The sequence below is a fragment of the Campylobacter helveticus genome (genome assembly GCF_002080395.1).
Taxonomy (GTDB): Bacteria; Campylobacterota; Campylobacteria; order Campylobacterales; family Campylobacteraceae; genus Campylobacter_D; species Campylobacter_D helveticus.
The window spans coordinates 1,711,486-1,728,758 of record NZ_CP020478.1 but is presented as its reverse complement, the minus strand read 5'-3'; the positions used below and the strand labels follow the sequence as shown (position 1 = coordinate 1,728,758).

14 protein-coding genes, 2 tRNA genes, 2 rRNA genes and 1 pseudogene are annotated in these 17,273 nt (G+C 37.1%); 17 read left to right on the top strand and 2 right to left on the bottom strand.

All coding sequences use genetic code 11. The features are described 5' to 3' along the window. Window positions 1–7 precede the first annotated feature (7 nt). Window positions 8–217 (bottom strand): alkylphosphonate utilization protein, encoded by a 210-nt coding sequence (locus tag CHELV3228_RS09140; RefSeq protein WP_082200684.1) that lies wholly within the window; start codon window positions 215–217, stop codon window positions 8–10. A 1-nt stretch (window position 218) separates the two neighbouring features. After that, window positions 219–1,064 (bottom strand): TerC family protein, encoded by an 846-nt coding sequence (locus tag CHELV3228_RS09135; protein WP_082200683.1) that lies wholly within the window; start codon window positions 1,062–1,064, stop codon window positions 219–221. 125 nt (window positions 1,065–1,189) lie between these two features. Here CHELV3228_RS09135 and CHELV3228_RS09130 point away from each other — a divergent pair, with 125 nt between their 5' ends. From CHELV3228_RS09130 to CHELV3228_RS09055, 17 genes and pseudogenes are all read left to right on the top strand, one after another. Continuing rightward, the gene (locus tag CHELV3228_RS09130; RefSeq protein WP_082200682.1) at window positions 1,190–1,918 is read left to right on the top strand and encodes a hypothetical protein; all 729 of its coding nucleotides are present in this window, start codon (window positions 1,190–1,192) and stop codon (window positions 1,916–1,918) included. A gap of 149 nt (window positions 1,919–2,067) precedes the next feature. Next, window positions 2,068–2,625, top strand: coding sequence for a hypothetical protein (locus CHELV3228_RS09125; protein WP_082200681.1), 558 nt, complete (start codon window positions 2,068–2,070; stop codon window positions 2,623–2,625). 76 nt (window positions 2,626–2,701) lie between these two features. Beyond that, a complete protein-coding gene (locus tag CHELV3228_RS09120; RefSeq protein ID WP_082200680.1) occupies window positions 2,702–3,553 on the top strand; it encodes a hypothetical protein in 852 nt (283 codons plus the stop codon). Between the two features lie 103 nt (window positions 3,554–3,656). After that, window positions 3,657–4,253: a hypothetical protein gene (locus CHELV3228_RS09115; protein ID WP_139018500.1), complete on the top strand. Its 597-nt coding sequence runs from the start codon at window positions 3,657–3,659 to the stop codon at window positions 4,251–4,253. Window positions 4,254–4,312: 59 nt separating this feature from the next. Beyond that, window positions 4,313–5,530 carry a glycosyltransferase family protein gene (locus CHELV3228_RS09110; RefSeq protein WP_082200678.1) on the top strand — a complete coding sequence of 406 codons (1,218 nt, stop codon included), beginning with the start codon at window positions 4,313–4,315 and terminating at the stop codon, window positions 5,528–5,530. After that, window positions 5,514–6,254 carry a pilus assembly FimT family protein gene (locus tag CHELV3228_RS09105; protein ID WP_082200677.1) on the top strand — a complete coding sequence of 247 codons (741 nt, stop codon included), beginning with the start codon at window positions 5,514–5,516 and terminating at the stop codon, window positions 6,252–6,254. Before CHELV3228_RS09110 ends, CHELV3228_RS09105 begins: the two co-directional genes overlap by 17 nt. Window positions 6,255–6,353: 99 nt before the next feature. Then, window positions 6,354–6,890: pseudogene (locus CHELV3228_RS10790) on the top strand (MCP four helix bundle domain-containing protein); the annotation flags it as partial. A 48-nt stretch (window positions 6,891–6,938) separates the two neighbouring features. Further along, window positions 6,939–7,994 (top strand): methyl-accepting chemotaxis protein, encoded by a 1,056-nt coding sequence (locus CHELV3228_RS10785; protein ID WP_370445657.1) that lies wholly within the window; start codon window positions 6,939–6,941, stop codon window positions 7,992–7,994. A gap of 376 nt (window positions 7,995–8,370) precedes the next feature. Next, window positions 8,371–9,883 (top strand): 16S ribosomal RNA (locus CHELV3228_RS09095). A gap of 115 nt (window positions 9,884–9,998) precedes the next feature. After that, a tRNA-Ala gene (locus CHELV3228_RS09090) sits at window positions 9,999–10,074 on the top strand. A gap of 10 nt (window positions 10,075–10,084) precedes the next feature. Beyond that, window positions 10,085–10,161: transfer RNA gene (locus CHELV3228_RS09085), tRNA-Ile, on the top strand. 37 nt (window positions 10,162–10,198) lie between these two features. Beyond that, window positions 10,199–10,771, top strand: a complete 573-nt coding sequence (locus tag CHELV3228_RS09080) for a hypothetical protein (RefSeq protein ID WP_082200675.1) — start codon at window positions 10,199–10,201, stop codon at window positions 10,769–10,771. Further along, on the top strand, window positions 10,672–11,001 hold the full coding sequence (locus CHELV3228_RS09075) for a 2OG-Fe dioxygenase family protein (RefSeq protein WP_082200674.1): 330 nt from the start codon (window positions 10,672–10,674) through the stop codon (window positions 10,999–11,001). Before CHELV3228_RS09080 ends, CHELV3228_RS09075 begins: the two co-directional genes overlap by 100 nt. Beyond that, window positions 10,998–11,345, top strand: coding sequence for a hypothetical protein (locus CHELV3228_RS09070; RefSeq protein ID WP_082200673.1), 348 nt, complete (start codon window positions 10,998–11,000; stop codon window positions 11,343–11,345). The genes CHELV3228_RS09075 and CHELV3228_RS09070 overlap by 4 nt, the downstream gene beginning before the upstream one ends. Next, window positions 11,329–11,958 carry a LysE/ArgO family amino acid transporter gene (locus CHELV3228_RS09065; protein WP_234981045.1) on the top strand — a complete coding sequence of 210 codons (630 nt, stop codon included), beginning with the start codon at window positions 11,329–11,331 and terminating at the stop codon, window positions 11,956–11,958. The genes CHELV3228_RS09070 and CHELV3228_RS09065 overlap by 17 nt, the downstream gene beginning before the upstream one ends. Window positions 11,959–12,136: 178 nt before the next feature. Next, window positions 12,137–13,345, top strand: a complete 1,209-nt coding sequence (metK, locus tag CHELV3228_RS09060; protein WP_082200671.1) for a methionine adenosyltransferase — start codon at window positions 12,137–12,139, stop codon at window positions 13,343–13,345. Between the two features lie 692 nt (window positions 13,346–14,037). After that, window positions 14,038–17,050: ribosomal RNA gene (locus tag CHELV3228_RS09055) — 23S ribosomal RNA — on the top strand. The last annotated feature ends 223 nt before the right edge of the window (window positions 17,051–17,273 follow it).

Genomic DNA, 17,273 nt, shown 5'->3' with positions numbered 1-17,273 from the left:
ATATTTCCTAAATTTTCTTTAAAAATTCTGTTTTTAGCACTATTGTGCCAAATTTATCAATTTTAGCCTCTATCTCATTTTCTTTATTTGTGAGCTTGATATTTTTGATTGTTGTGCCACGCTTTAAAGTTGCACTTGCACCTTTAACCTTTAAATCTTTAATCACACTCACGCTATCGCCTGCGTTAAGTTCCGTTCCATTTGAATCTTTTGCCATTTTATCTTTCCTTTCCTTTTTTCTTTGCGGCTATGATATTTAAAATTTCTGTTCCAAGTGCAAACACCATAGCCACATAAATGTAAGCCTTGCTAAGATGAAGCTCTAAGCTCTCCGCCACTAAAACCACGCCTATCATTATCAAAAATGCAAGGGCAAGAATTTTAATGCTAGGATACTTTTCTACAAAATCCGCAATGGGCTTAGAGGCAAAAAGCATTACCAAAACGGCTAAAATCACCGCGATAATCATAATCTCAATATCTTGTGCGATTCCCACCGCAGTGATGACGCTATCAAGAGAGAAGACGATGTCGATAATGGCGATTTCAGCCACCACAACCCAAAGCTTGGAGCTTAATTTAAGATTTGATTCGCCCTCGTCATTTTCGTCGTGTGTGCTTAAAATTTCGTCTTTTATTTCTTTGATGGATTTAATGATTAAAAACAATCCTCCAAAAAATAAAACCAAATCCCTACCAGAAATCTCTCCCCAGTATTTAAGCCCCTCAAATCCCGCTATACCTCCGGTAAAAAAGGCAAAAAAGCTTGTGCTAAAAAAGGCTAAATTCTTTGCTTCCTCACTTAAATTTGCGACATCGCCCACATAAAGGGAAAATAGTGGTGCGACAAGCTTCATCACCCAAAAAAGCGAGAGTAGAAGCAAAATTCTTGTAATCATCGCAAAGCCAAGACCTAAAATGCGTCCTTTATCTCTATGTTTTGGCGGAAGTTTGCTTACTAAAATCGCTAGGAAGATGATATTATCCACGCCAAGAACGATTTCAAGGGCTGATAAAGTCAAAAGCGTTACCCAAGCATCAACGCTAAAAATCCATTCAAACATATTAATCCTTAAATCCATTTAAAAGGCATAATTTTATACTTTTAAAACAAATTAAGGCTTAAATTCAGCGAAAATACAAAAAAAAAAAATAGAATACGACTTTATTTTAAATTTAAGGAGTCAAAATGCAGGGTAAAATACTTGCGGATAATCTTATCGGTGGAAACGATGGTAATCGTTATAGTTTTTCTCTTGAAAATGTGAGAAATTTAAATAATAAAACGATAAATGACATCATCAATGCTGAAGTGGATTTTGAGGTCGATGGAACGGAGGCAAAATCTATATTTATCACAAAAAATTTCATAAATATTGGAAATATTATGCAAGGTGATAGCATTAATTCTATCAAAACGAAAGCTTATATTTATGTAGCTGGAGTTATACTTGGTGTTATCCCTTTTCTTGGATGGGCTCTTAGCCTTGTTGGTTTTGTCTTTATGATTTTAGCTATTTTGACCATCGGCAAAATTTCTGGTGCGCCTTTGATTAGAAATTTTTTACTTTCTTGGATATTAGTTTTCGTGGGTGGAATAGTTATGAGCTTTTCTGTTGCTGGAAGTTTTATAGGAGGTTTGAGTGGTAGTAGCGGATTTACCACTGGAATGATAGCTCTTATTGTCGTTGGTGTGTTGATATGTATCGGTGGTTTGGTATTTAGTTATTTTTATTATAGAGATTTGGCTGAAGTTACAAATGAAAAATTCTTTTTATATGCTTTTATATGCCGTGCAGTTGCAGCTCTTACAATTTTAGTGCCTATTTTAGGTATTGTTCTTATGATTGCTGCAGCAGTTATTGAGCTTATTGCTTGGATTAGATTTAAAGAAGTTAGGAAAAAAGAAGCCTTATAATTTATCTCACTTATAAAGGCAAATCGTATTTTCGTTTTGCCTTTATCTCTTTCATTTTTTAATTTTATAATTCTCACAGAATTTTGATTTGCAATTTGTTTTTTTTTTTTTTTTGTAAAATCGCCTAAATTTACTTTAGAAGGATTTGTATGAATTGTTTTAATCATAATGATTTGGTTGCAGTTGGTGCTTGTCAAAATTGTGGTGTAGGGCTTTGTAATGAGTGCGTTAGCAATGCTGTAAAGATAGAAAATAAGCCTATTTGCAAATCTTGTGATTTAACGAGAGTGGAGAGCTATATCGCAGAGCTTAGGGAAGAATTAAGTAAAATCAAAGTTAAAAAAATCATTTGGAGCGTGATTTTAGCACTAGGTTGTATAGCTTTGTTATCTCATCTTGTTGTAGGCACTCCATTTTCAATTGGGCAGTATTTTTTTGCTTGTTTTTTCTTGGCTTTTGCTGGATTTACGGAAAGAGCTCAAAGAAGATTAGAATTTGAAAATAGTGCCGCTGGGATAAGGGCTAAGTTTGATGAGGAAAGGGAATATCGAGACAATACCATTTGGGTAACTTGGGCTTTCAAATTTGCATTTTTTCTTATTAGAGGGGCGTTTTTTCCTATTTTTTATGCGAATTTAATGCTCTTTGGCACAAAGAAAATTCAAAATGAGCTTAAAGAATGCGAAGCATACAAAGATAGCTTATAATTTTTGAAGTTTAAGGTGATTTTTTTTTTTTTTTGATACAATCACGGCTTTAAAATTTGTAGTTTAAGGAGGGGTAATGAGGGGTAAGATTATTTCAAGTGGTGTGATAATGGCAGATGATGGCAAAAAATATTTTTATGTGGGAGAATTTCCTACAAATGCTTCGGTGGAATTTAAGGCTGAGGACGATAGGGCTGTAAATGTGAGCGTGGTGCAAGGTGAAAGTTGCTTGTGTGCTGAACCTCCTTTTATCAATAATGCCTTTATATTTTGGGATTTTAGAAAGATTAAAGAGAGTTTTTCAACGATGAATATTCACTCCATTAAATTCTTTTCTTTCACTGCTTTAATTATAAGTTTTTTGAGTGGCTTAGTGTATGGAATGAAATTTGACACGGGAGTATTTTTTTGGAGTTTTGTGAGCTTTTTATGTGTGTTTTGGGTGGTATTTTCTTTGTGTCATTTAGCGTCTAATTATGCTTTGATGAGAGCCTTTTTTCTAGCGATAATTTTAAGCATTGTTTTAAGCTTTCTTAGCACTGGGACTACATTTGGTGCGTTTTTTGGTGGAAAATGGTTAGCTTATGTGCTTGGGGCGTTGAGTGTGGTAGCTCTTATAGCTTTTATTTTGAGTGCTGTGCTTTATGTGAGAATTTTAGCAAAAATCACCCACGAGCCATTTTTTCTTTATAGTCTTTACACGGCTGCTTTAGTGCTTGTGTTTTTTGGCATAAGTTTGCTAAATTTTAGAGGATTTTTTGGTGTGGTTTTAGTGGCTTTGATGGGAATTTGTGGCTTTGTTTCTTTTGTTTTTTACCTTTTTGCTTTGCTAAGATTTAGAGAAATTAGCATAGAGCAAAATGCGACACTTAAAAGTGAATTTTTAGAGCTTTTCAACCCTGCTTCTTGGCGACTTAAAAAATCTTAATTAAAGAAGCCTTAGGGCTTCTTTGCATTTTATCCGTTTTGTTTGTTTTTTGTTTTTTTTTTTTTTCATAAAATCGCTTTTATTAAATGATTTAGGAGAAAAAATGTATCAAGACGGCTTTTTTATCGGTATAGTAGAACAAGCTCAAAAAAGAGAATATGCACATACAAGTGGAAAAATTAGAACAAATGAGACTTTATTTTCAGGCAAAAATGTAAAAGGGGATATAAAAACGACACATACGGTAAACTATGAATTCAAACTTCAGGGACATAGTGAAGTTTTCCGCACGAACAATGAATATGTCATACAAGATGGAGATAAAGTGATACTTAGAGCGATAAAAAATCGATTTGGAATTTTTGATGTAAATGCTTGTAAAAATTTTACACACCGCTGGACTTTTGGAGAAGGGGGCTTTGTGGGTAGTATATTTGTTGGAATTGCTATATTTTTTGGTGTTTTGCTTCTTTGTTTTATTTTGTCGCTTATTGCGCATTTGATTACACAAAAAGTGTTTGGATTTGGTAATGTGGCTGAGTCTATTATCGCTACAATTGGTGGAATTTTTGGAGTATGTGGTGGTGTTTTTTTAGCCATTAAATCGGGTTTAGAGAGCTACAAAGAGGATAAAAAATTTCAAGCTATGCTATTTCCAGAAAATTTTAATAAATTAAACAATTTGCAAGCCCAAAATTAAGGCTAATAGCCCCGATTTTTCAATTTAATCACAGCTTAAATTTTATAAAATCTAAAATGATGAGAAAAATTTTAGATTTTAAATTTGTTTTTTTGATACTTTTTGTTGATTTATCTGCTTTACTTTATGGAATTTCTACCCTAAGCATTAGCGAAGATGAGGCGAAAATTTATTTTAACGGCTCGAATTTGCTTTATTATTTTACGCATTTTGGAACGCTTTTGTTTGGGCAAAATGACTTTGGACTGCGTTTTGTTTTTTTGCTTTTTCATTTTTTAAGTTGCATTTTGCTTTTTTTACTCGCTTTAAAATACACCAAAAAAATGAGCGATAGCATTTTTTCTCTCTTGCTTTTCATTTTACTCCCCGGAAGTGTGGCAAGTGCTTTACTTGTCAATGAAGCCTCTTTTGTGATATTGCTTTCTTTAGCCTTACTTTGTGCGTATGAGTATAAGAAAAAATGGCTTTTTTATCCGCTTTTTGTGCTTGTTTTGTTTGTGGATAAATCTTTTGGTATCCTTTTTTTAACTTTTTTCTTTTTTGGAATTTATAAGAAAAATCACTTTTTATACAGCCTTTCTTTGGTGCTTTTTATCGTAAGTATTTTTTATTATGGTTTTGATACGGGTGGGCGTCCTAGGGGATATTTTTTAGATACTTTGGGAATTTTTGCGGCGTGTTTTTCGCCTTTAGTTTTTGTTTATTTTTTTTATGTGATTTATAGACTTGCTTTTAAAAAGGATAAGAGTTTGTTGTGGTTTTTGATGACAACAACTTTTATTTTTTGCTCCTTGCTTTCTTTGCGTCAAAAGCTTTATTTGGAGGATTTTTTGCCTTTTTGTGTGATTTGCACCCCTTTACTCATTAAAACTTTAATGCAAAGTTATAGGGTAAGACTGCCTAAATTTAGACTTAAGTATAAAATTTTTATCGAGTGCGCGGGGATTTTTTTACTTTTTTGCTATTTTGTCATTGTGGCAAATAAGATTTTATACGATTTCATCGATGAGCCAAAAAGGCATTTTGCTTATAACTACCACTTGGCAAAAGAATTAAGCGTAGAACTTAAAAGAGAGGGGATAGACTCTTTAAGGGTTGCGCCAGAGCTTCAAAAAAGATTGGCGTTTTATGGGATTAAAAATAGCGAATTTTTCTATCTTAAGGCTTTGAAAAAGGGCGAAATTTTAAATCCTAAATTCAAAACGATAAGAATTTTTTTAGGGAAACATCAAAAAATTTACCAAATTAAAAGTTTTGAAAGTGAAAAAAGCCTTTAGTTTGCTTGAAATTGTGCTTGTTTTGTCAATTTTGGGTGTGATTTTAACTTTTGCAAATTTTGATTTAAGGCAAGATAAATTAAGCGAGGGTGCAAGAAGCATTTTAAATGATATTTTATATACAAGAAATTTGGCTTTAATGCAAAGCTCTTTTAGAACAAATGAATTAAATCACGCAAAAAGAGAGTGGTATAAAAGCAGATGGCAACTTTATTTTATTAATTCGGCTGCGACAAATTATGAGCAAACTTATACAATTTTTTTGGATAAAAACGGCGATGGCAATGCAAATTTGGGTAAGACGAATGTAAATTTGGATAGGGAAATTGCTGTAGATATCTTAAATCCCGTGAAATTAATGAATTCTGGTCAAAGTGGGGTGATACATAAAGATGATGAAAAAGCGAGTGCTAGATTTAACATTGAAAAAAGGTTTGGTATAGAAAAGGTCGAATTTAAGGGTGCTTGCAGTGGGACGACTAGGATAATTTTTGATGAGTTTGGCAGACTTTATTCCCCTTTAAAAAGTGCAAAAAGTGTTTTTGATAAGAATCTTGCTAAAAATTCTTCCACTTGCATTTTGCGGTTTAGCTCGAAATATAAAAAGCAAATTTGTCTTGTTATCGATACGCTAAGTGGTTATGCTTATATCCCAAAATTTAACGATTTTAACCAGCAGTTTGTTCTTTTAAAAAACAAAATGGTTGAATGTGCCAAAATTTAAATTTTTAATCAAATAATAAGTTTTGTTGATTATAATTCCTCATTTTTGTTAAACAATAAAAATTATTAAAAAAATTATTTTATTAAGTAAAGGACAAAAATGTTAAAAAATTTGGGTATTTCAGCTAAACTTTATTTAAGTTTTTCTTTCATTATCGTTATTATGTTGCTAGTTGCGTTTTTTTCTATGGCTAAGGTAAATTTTTTAGACGATGCTTTAAGAATGACCACGGATAGAAATGCTCTCATTTCGCGTCAAGCGATAAATTATAGAGGAAGTGTGCATGATAGGTCGATTTTGGTGCGCGATGTGCTTTTGATTAATAATGATAGGGCAGATTTGGAGCAGACTTTAGCGGAGATTAGAAAGCTTGAGGAGGATTATGATAGGGCGGATAAGGTTTTGATAGATATTTTAAACAGAGTCGGCGATGCTAATGAAAAAGCTATGTATGAAGATATCGCTAAGACTAATGCTATCACAAAAAAACTTTACGAAGAGATTATTAATCAAGTCATTACAAAGGGCAATAAAACAGTCGCCACAGAGCTTTTACTCGATGAAGCTAGGGCTAAATTTATTTTGTGGTTAGCACAGATTAACAAATTAATTGACTATGAAGAGGCTTCAAGTCAAAAATTAACTGGTGAATCACTCAAGGCAACAGGCTCTTTCGGAATTACTATGCTAAGTGTTGTAGGTGCTGCTTTAGTGTTTGCTTTATTCATTGCTTATTTTATCGTTTCTTATATTAAAAAATCTGTTGGAGGTGAGCCAAATGAGGTCAATCGCGTTATTAAAGAGGTGGCAAATGGAAATTTAACCCAAAAGATTGATACAAATTACAATGAAAGCATACTTTATGCAGTGGGAAAAATGCAAGAGCAATTAAGAAACATAGTTGAACAAATGCTTCACACTTCAAAGAATTTAAATGAAAAAGTAGATTTAGCGGTAGAGCGTTTTGTGGAGACGGAAAAATCTGTAATTATTCAGGGTAAAACCTCAAGAGAATCGGCACAAAAGATTAAAGAGATTAGTCAAAAAACGCAAAATGTCTCTCAAATTGCTTTAGAAACAGAGCAAAATTCAAAAGATACGACAGAAATTTGTGAAAATAATAAAAAATCCGCCGAAGATACCGCTTCGCAAATGGAATTCATTGCCGATAATTCTTCTAAAATTTCTCAGCAAATCAATTTGCTTGATGAGCATGCTAAAAACATAGGCACAAGCACGGAGTTGATTAGTGAGATTACAGAGCAAACAAATTTACTCGCACTAAACGCCGCCATAGAAGCAGCTAGAGCCGGTGAAGTAGGGCGTGGCTTTGCGGTCGTGGCTGATGAAATTCGCAAACTTGCAGAAAAAACAGGCTCGGCAACAGAGCAAATTGCGATGATAAACAAGAAAATTCAAGAAGAAACTTTAGCCACTGTGGGTGCCATTGAAGAATCTATTCCTCTCATTTCACAAGGTAAAGCTTTAAGTGAGGGCGTTAGAGATAGCGTAGAGATCATCTTTAATCAAGCAAATGATAGTCTTATCAAAGCACAAGAGGTTAATAAAGAGGTCGCAGAACAAGTGAATTTGATGAATGAGATTGAAGAAAAAATTAATTTTGTCGCAAGTATTTCAGAGCAAACGCAAAAAGCTGTCGGTGAAAATCGAAATTCTATGATGGAACTTAAAAATTTGAGCGATAATCTCCAAAAAGAAATTCAAATTTTTAAGTTGTAATGAAAGTTGGAGATTTTAATCTCCAATTCCTTTATTTTTAATCCCACTTTAAGCTTTCCTCGCTACAATTTCATTTCTTTTTTGTTTTTTTACCCTTAGCTTCTTAGCCATAGTAAAAACCTAAAAAAGTCTTGTTCTTTAACACCAACATTGTTATTTAAATCTTATAGTCAATCTTTGAAATCTAAATAAGTGACGATTGAGCCAACTTTACTATAATATTAGTAAAGCTAAACAAATAAAAGTTTTAGATTAAAACTTCATATCACTAAAGCTAAAGATACTAGGGAATAACCTAATTAATGGATTGTGTTTAGCAATCTTATCTTTAGTGTTGCTTCTTAGTCAGGCTTTGCCTGATGTTAAAGAAGATAAAAATATGGAGAGTTTGATCCTGGCTCAGAGTGAACGCTGGCGGCGTGCCTAATACATGCAAGTCGAACGATGAAGCTTTTAGCTTGCTAGAAGTGGATTAGTGGCGCACGGGTGAGTAAGGTATAGTTAATCTGCCCTACACTGGGGGACAACACTTAGAAATGAGTGCTAATACCCCATACTCCTATTTAGCATAAGTTAGATAGGGAAAGTTTTTCGGTGTAGGATGAGACTATATAGTATCAGCTAGTTGGTAAGGTAAAGGCTTACCAAGGCTATGACGCTTAACTGGTCTGAGAGGATGATCAGTCACACTGGAACTGAGACACGGTCCAGACTCCTACGGGAGGCAGCAGTAGGGAATATTGCGCAATGGGGGAAACCCTGACGCAGCAACGCCGCGTGGAGGATGACACTTTTCGGAGCGTAAACTCCTTTTCTTTGGGAAGAATTTTGACGGTACCAAAGGAATAAGCACCGGCTAACTCCGTGCCAGCAGCCGCGGTAATACGGAGGGTGCAAGCGTTACTCGGAATCACTGGGCGTAAAGGGCGCGTAGGCGGATTATCAAGTCTCTTGTGAAATCTAATGGCTTAACCATTAAACTGCTTGGGAAACTGATAGTCTAGAGTGAGGGAGAGGCAGATGGAATTGGTGGTGTAGGGGTAAAATCCGTAGATATCACCAAGAATACCCATTGCGAAGGCGATCTGCTGGAACTTAACTGACGCTAAGGCGCGAAAGCGTGGGGAGCAAACAGGATTAGATACCCTGGTAGTCCACGCCCTAAACGATGTATGCTAGTTGTTGGGATGCTAGTCATCTCAGTAATGCAGCTAACGCATTAAGCATACCGCCTGGGGAGTACGGTCGCAAGATTAAAACTCAAAGGAATAGACGGGGACCCGCACAAGCGGTGGAGCATGTGGTTTAATTCGAGGATACGCGAAGAACCTTACCTGGGCTTGATATCCTAAGAACCTTATAGAGATATGAGGGTGCTAGCTTGCTAGAACTTAGAGACAGGTGCTGCACGGCTGTCGTCAGCTCGTGTCGTGAGATGTTGGGTTAAGTCCCGCAACGAGCGCAACCCTCGTCCTTAGTTGCTAACGATTCGGTCGAGCACTCTAAGGAGACTGCCTTCGTAAGGAGGAGGAAGGTGGGGACGACGTCAAGTCATCATGGCCCTTACGCCCAGGGCGACACACGTGCTACAATGGCATATACAATGAGACGCAATACCGCGAGGTGGAGCAAATCTATAAAATATGTCCCAGTTCGGATTGTTCTCTGCAACTCGAGAGCATGAAGCCGGAATCGCTAGTAATCGTGAATCAGCCATGTCACGGTGAATACGTTCCCGGGTCTTGTACTCACCGCCCGTCACACCATGGGAGTTGATTTCACTCGAAGTGGAAATACTAAACTAGTTATCCCCCACAGTGGAATCAGCGACTGGGGTGAAGTCGTAACAAGGTAACCGTAGGAGAACCTGCGGTTGGATCACCTCCTTTCTAGAGTACAACTTTATCCTTTCGTTAGGATAGAGTATAATAAAGTCAAGTTTCTCACAAACTTGCTTTTCAATTGTCCTTGTTTAGATTTTAAAGATTGATGATAAAGCTAATTGGGGAATTAGCTCAGCTGGGAGAGCGCCTGCTTTGCACGCAGGAGGTCAGCGGTTCGATCCCGCTATTCTCCACCATTCTTCTTAAGGGCCTATAGCTCAGCTGGTTAGAGTGCACCCCTGATAAGGGTGAGGTCACAAGTTCAAGTCTTGTTAGGCCCACCATTGGTTTAAAACAACTTGTTGGATTTTAGGTAATTTTATGAACAGTTTTCCTGTTTCTATCGTAGATAGTGTTGATATGCAAATTGATTTAAAAGCAATGCAAAATAAATTCTTCAACCATTACTTAGACTGCGAAGATGATTTATATTTACTACATAAAAATAAAGTAGATTATGTGGGGCAATTTGTAGAGATAAAAGATTATAGCATTTATTATGATTTAGATTTTGATTTCTCGCAGCTTGGTGTCAATGAAAATATTCTCAATCATCTAGCAACGATGAAAGCAAATGGAAAGTGTTTGATTTCTCGATATATCGTCGATTTAAATCATAACAAAATTGAAAGAGTAAAAGCCGAACCTTTTACGCAAAATTTTGCTCTTACAAATAATGCTTTTGATTATAGAAAAAATGAAAGAAAATTTAAAGAATCACCTGAAGCTTTATTTGATGATGATTTAAGAAAGATGATGCTTTTTGCTCTAAAGAAAATTCAAAGTTATACGCAGTGTGGTGGTTTGCTCATCACACTTTTATTTTTTGTCAAGGCTGTGAGAGTGCTACAAATTCACCAGAGGGTATCCATCAAGATGGGATGGATTTTATAATGTTTGCTTTTGTCGTGGAGAGAAAAAATGTCAATGGTGCAAAAAGCATTGTTTATGCAGAAGATAAAGAGACTAAAATTTTTGAAGCCGTTTTGAAAGAGGGGCAAGGGCTTTTACAGGCAGATTTACATAGCTCTTTGTGGCACGAAGTTACAGAAATTTCGTCGCTTAATCCAAATGAAATGGCTTATCGCTCCAGCATAGGCTTTGACATCGAGTGTCTTAAATGAAATTAAAACTTTGCGATGAAATTTTTACCATTAAAAAATTAGATAAACAAGTGGCTTTCAATAAAACGATTTTTTGCTTAATCAATGAGTATGATGGCCCAAGTGTGATTGAGACTATCTCTAAAAATAGCACGGCTTCTTTAAAATTTAGAGCATTTTATATTGATGAGCTTGACGATTTTTCTCAAAGTGGAATTTTATTTCAGGTTTTAAAGCTTTTAAAGAAAATCATATCAGCGTTTCAGTTGTGTCGGCTTTTAGCAGGGATTACATTTTCGTGCAAGAAGCAGATTTTGAAAAGACACGACTCCTACTTGGAATTTAGTGATGACGCCACTATTTAAAGGTTTTTTGCTCTCTCTTTCTCTCATTGCAGCCATAGGCGCACAAAATGCTTTCATTTTAAAACAAGCTTTGGCAAATCAACATATTTTCATAGTTTGCCTACTTTGCTTTTTATGTGATGTGGTTTTGATGAGTGTAGGTATCTTTGGTGTGGGCGGAATTTTTATGCAAAACCAAATTTTAGCCCTTATCCTAGCTTTTTGCGGTGTGATTTTTGCTTTATATTATGCTTTTTTATCCCTTAAAGCCATTTTTTCAAATTCTACTTTAGCGTTATTAACAAAGGGAAAAACTCTTAGCTTAAAAAGAACTATAGCTTTAACCTTGCTCGTTACCCTTGCTAATCCTCATGTTTATTTAGACACCGTTTTTCTAGTGGGCAGTGCGGCTTTAAATTTTTCTTTTGATGAAAAAATCTTTTTTGCCATAGGGGCTTTAAGCGCTTCGTTTTTATGGTTTTTCTCTTTGGGTTATGGGGCTAAATTTTTGAGTTTTTATATCAACAAAAAGCCAAATATTATTAAAATCATTGATTTTTTTGTATGCCTTATAATGTGTATGGTTGCACATTCTTTAAGCTTGTATATTTTGGAAAAAATTCATATCTTATAGGTTTTATTAAATTTAATGCTTTAGGTAATGTGTAAATTTAATTTTAATGTCAAGCGTACCAAATTTGAAGTTTAAATTCTTTGATAAATAATTCTCATATGAGTTTAAAATATAAAAAGCGAGTTATTGTAACTTAAATTTTGTATAATGCTCTCTCATTTTTTATGAAAGGACTTTTATGTATCTATTCACTTCAGAAGTCGTAAGCGCAGGTCATCCTGACAAGTGCGCTGATATAATCGCTGATACGATAGTGGATATACTCTTGAAAAATGACAAAAATTCAAGGGTGGCGAGTGAGGTTTTTGTCGCAGGAAATAAGGTTGTGATAGGGGGCGAGGTTAAGTCAAATCACAAGCTTAGTAAGACTGACTACGATAATTTAGTTAAAAATGTTTTGAAAAATATCGGTTACGATGGAGCTGGATATTTCACTAAAGAACAGTGTTTGCATCCAGATGAAGTTGATGTGATGGTGTTTTTAAACGAACAAAGCCCAGACATCAATCAGGGTGTCGACCAAGAAGATGGCGAAACGGGAGCTGGAGACCAGGGGATAATGTTTGGCTTTGCAAGTTGCGAGGCAGATGAATATATGCCAGCAGCTATTAGCTATGCTAGAATACTTTGTGATAAGGTTTATGCTTACGCTAAGGCGCACCCAAATGAACTTGGGGTTGATATTAAAACTCAAGTTACAATTGATTATGGCACAAAAGCGAATTTTGAAAATTGTGCTCCGCAAAAAATTCATACTATAGTTGTTTCTGCGCCTTGCGTGGAGAGTATGAAGATAGAGGATTTAAGGGCTTTGGTAATGAAATTAATCTTAGATAGCAATTTGCCTAAAGAGCTTTTTTGCCCTAAGACAACAAGAATTTTAATTAACCCAACGGGTAAATATGTTAATCACAGCTCCTTGCACGATAGTGGTTTAACAGGACGCAAACTCATTGTAGATAGTTTTGGGGGCTATTCACCTATAGGTGGAGGCGCACAATCGAGCAAAGATTATACCAAAGTTGATAGAAGCGGACTTTATGCGGGTAGATGGCTTGCTAAAAATATAGTCGCCGCGGGGCTTGCTAAAAAATGCATCGTTCAATTAAGTTATGCCATAGGTGTGGCAAAACCGACTTCTGTGAGCGTGGATTGTATGGGGACAAATTTAAGCAGCATCAATGATGACAAGCTGAGTGAATTTGTGATGGAAAATTTTGCCCTTACGCCAAATTGGATTAGAGATAAATTTGCTCTTGATAAACCAAGTGAAGATACTTTTTTGTATGCTGATGTCGCTGCAAGAGGACAGGTGGGGCAGAAAGACTATCCTTGGGAAAAGCTCGATGCTCTAGACAAATTCCAACCCCTACTCCAAAACAATTAACCAGAGTAAGCTCTTAAAAGAGCTTACCCACTTTAAAACAATATTTTTGCTAAATTTCATTTTGCCCTCCACAATTTTTACTCCTCCACCACAAAAAACAAACATCTTTCAATAATTCCCAATTCCCTCCCTAATTTCATCTTCCCTTAAGTTTCTTTATGTATAATTTCAACTTTCACTTTCTAAATAGCATTACAACACTCTTAGAAAGGCGTTCTTTAACTTATCATTGTTAAGAGTCACAAGCAAGTTTTAATAAAAACAATTTTACTGAACTTGTTAAAGGGTAAAACAAATTTATCTTTTCTTTAGTGTTACTAATAAAAGAAATTAAAAATTATACTTTTTTAATTTTCCTAAGTTTATAAACTCATCTCTTAAATGATTTAAGGATTAGTTTAAAATAAAAGCTAAAGACAAGTTTCAAACTCACAGCTTAGTTTCTTTGATTAAGTGTTTGAATGCTTTCCGTCTTAAGATAAAGAGTTTTATCATTAAACTTTAGCAAGGAAGTGATGCGTTTTAGAATCAAACATAACACAATAAGTTTATTATGTTATAAAACTTTTTTAGTTTAAGGAAATAAGTTAAGGTAACTTCTAGTTAAGCTTAATATTTTATTAGGTTTGGCGGGGTAGGCCTTTAGCTTGCTTCTTAGTCAAGGCTTTGCCTTGACGCTAAAGAAGGTTAAAAGGTAAGCTACTAAGAGCGAATGGTGGATGCCTTGACTGGTAAAGGCGATGAAGGACGTACTAGACTGCGATAAGCTAGGTAGAGCTGTCAAGAAGCTTTGATGCCTAGATTTCCGAATGGGGCAACCCAATGTATAGAGATATACATTACCATAATGGAGCGAACGAGGGGAATTGAAACATCTTAGTACCCTCAGGAAAAGAAATCAAAAGAGATTGCGTCAGTAGCGGCGAGCGAAAGCGCAAGAGGGCAAACCCAGTGCTTGCACTGGGGGTTGTAGGACTGCAATGTGCAATAGGAAAGGTTAGCAGAACACTCTGGAAAGTGTAGCCATAGAGGGTGATAGTCCCGTATGCGAAAACCTAACCTTAGCTAGCAGTATCCTGAGTAGGGCGGAACACGAGAAATTCTGTCTGAAGCTGGGTAGACCACTATCCAACCCTAAATACTACTACCAGATCGATAGCGAACAAGTACCGTGAGGGAAAGGTGAAAAGAACGGCGGTGAGCCGAGTGAAATAGAACCTGAAACCATTTGCTTACAATCATTCAGAGCACTATGTAGCAATACAGTGTGATGGACTGCCTTTTGCATAATGAGCCTGCGAGTTGTGGTGTCTGGCGAGGTTAAGCACACGCGAAGCCGTAGCGAAAGCAAGTCTTAATAGGGCGCTTAGTCAGATGCTGCAGACCCGAAACGAAGTGATCTATCCATGAGCAGGTTGAAGCTAGTGTAAGAACTAGTGGAGGACCGAACCCGCTAGCGTTGAAAAGCTATGGGATGACTTGTGGATAGGGGTGAAAGGCCAATCAAACTTCGTGATAGCTGGTTCTCTCCGAAATATATTTAGGTATAGCGTTGTGTCGTAATATAAGGGGGTAGAGCACTGAATGGGCTAGGGCATACACCAATGTACCAAACCCTATCAAACTCCGAATACCTTATGTGTAATCACAGCAGTCAGGCGGCGAGTGATAAAATCCGTCGTCAAGAGGGAAACAACCCAGACTACCCGCTAAGGTCCCCAAATCTTACTTAAGTGGAAAACGATGTGAAGTTACTTAAACAACCAGGAGGTTGGCTTAGAAGCAGCCATCCTTTAAAGAAAGCGTAATAGCTCACTGGTCTAGTGATTTTGCGCGGAAAATATAACGGGGCTAAAGTAAGTACCGAAGCGGTAGGCTTGTGCTTAGTTAAATTCTTTGATATTTTATCATTTAGATTTAAAACTAACGATAGTGGTTCTTGCCTTAGCAAGAAAGTTTTAAAATATTTTAGGATAAAGAATTTTACTAAGCGCAAGCGGTAGGAGAGCGTTCTATTTGCGTCGAAGGTATACCGGCAAGGAGTGCTGGAGCGGATAGAAGTGAGCATGCAGGCATGAGTAGCGATAATTAATGTGAGAATCATTAACGCCGTAAACCCAAGGTTTCCTACGCGATGCTCGTCATCGTAGGGTTAGTCGGGTCCTAAGCTGAGTCCGAAAGGGGTAAGCGATGGAAAATAGGTTAATATTCCTATACCAACATTAGTGTGCGATGGAAGGACGCTTAGGGCTAGGGGGGCTAGCGGATGGAAGTGCTAGTCTAAGGTTGTAGGTGCTTACACAGGCAAATCCGTGTGAGAATACACCGAGAACTCAAAGGCTTTTCAAAGTCTTCGGATAGCGAGAAGAACCCCTGATGCCGTCGAGCCAAGAAAAGTTTCTAAGTTTAGCTAATGTTGCCCGTACCGTAAACCGACACAGGTGGGTGGGATGAGTATTCTAAGGCGCGTGGAAGAACTCTCTTTAAGGAACTCTGCAAAATAGCACCGTATCTTCGGTATAAGGTGTGCCTCCCTTTGTATTAGAATTTACTTCGAAAGCAAAGAAGGTTACAACAAAGAGTCCCTCCCGACTGTTTACCAAAAACACAGCACTCTGCTAACTCGCAAGAGGATGTATAGGGTGTGACGCCTGCCCGGTGCTCGAAGGTTAATTGATGGGGTTAGCATTAGCGAAGCTCTTGATCGAAGCCCGAGTAAACGGCGGCCGTAACTATAACGGTCCTAAGGTAGCGAAATTCCTTGTCGGTTAAATACCGACCTGCATGAATGGCGTAACGAGATGGGAGCTGTCTCAAAGAGGGATCCAGTGAAATTGTAGTGGAGGTGAAAATTCCTCCTACCCGCGGCAAGACGGAAAGACCCCGTGGACCTTTACTACAGCTTGACACTGCTACTTGGATAAGAATGTGCAGGATAGGTGGGAGGCTTTGAGTATATGACGCCAGTTGTATATGAGCCATTGTTGAGATACCACTCTTTCTTATTTGGGTAGCTAACCAGCTTGAGTTATCCTCAAGTGGGACAATGTCTGGTGGGTAGTTTGACTGGGGCGGTCGCCTCCCAAATAATAACGGAGGCTTACAAAGGTTGGCTCAAAACGGTTGGAAATCGTTTGTAGAGTATAAAGGTATAAGCCAGCTTAACTGCAAGACATACAAGTCAAGCAGGGACGAAAGTCGGTCTTAGTGATCCGGTGGTTCTGTGTGGAAGGGCCATCGCTCAAAGGATAAAAGGTACCCCGGGGATAACAGGCTGATCTCCCCCAAGAGCTCACATCGACGGGGAGGTTTGGCACCTCGATGTCGGCTCATCGCATCCTGGGGCTGGAGCAGGTCCCAAGGGTATGGCTGTTCGCCATTTAAAGCGGTACGCGAGCTGGGTTCAGAACGTCGTGAGACAGTTCGGTCCCTATCTGCCGTGGGCGTAAGAAGATTGAAGAGATTTGACCCTAGTACGAGAGGACCGGGTTGAACAAACCACTGGTGTAGCTGTTGTTCTGCCAAGAGCATCGCAGCGTAGCTAAGTTTGGAAAGGATAAACGCTGAAAGCATCTAAGCGTGAAGCCAACTCTAAGATGAATCTTCTCTAAGCTCTCTAGAAGACGACTAGTTTGATAGGCTGGGTGTGTAATAGATGAAAGTCTTTTAGCTGACCAGTACTAATAGAGCGTTTGGCTTACTTTTATAAAGCATCACTTCCTTGTTAAGGTTTAAAGCCTTAAAGGGTAAAGAGTTTTATTAAAACTTGCTCTTAACATTGTTTTTTAAGTGTTTATCGCTTTGAAATGATTCTTGTTTGAAATTCTAAATTGAGTTTTTGCTTGGGTAAAGAATAAGGATTAAAATTGTAGAAGCTTTATTGTAATCTAAGCTAGGCAAAGACAGAAAAAATGAAGTCAAAGCTAAA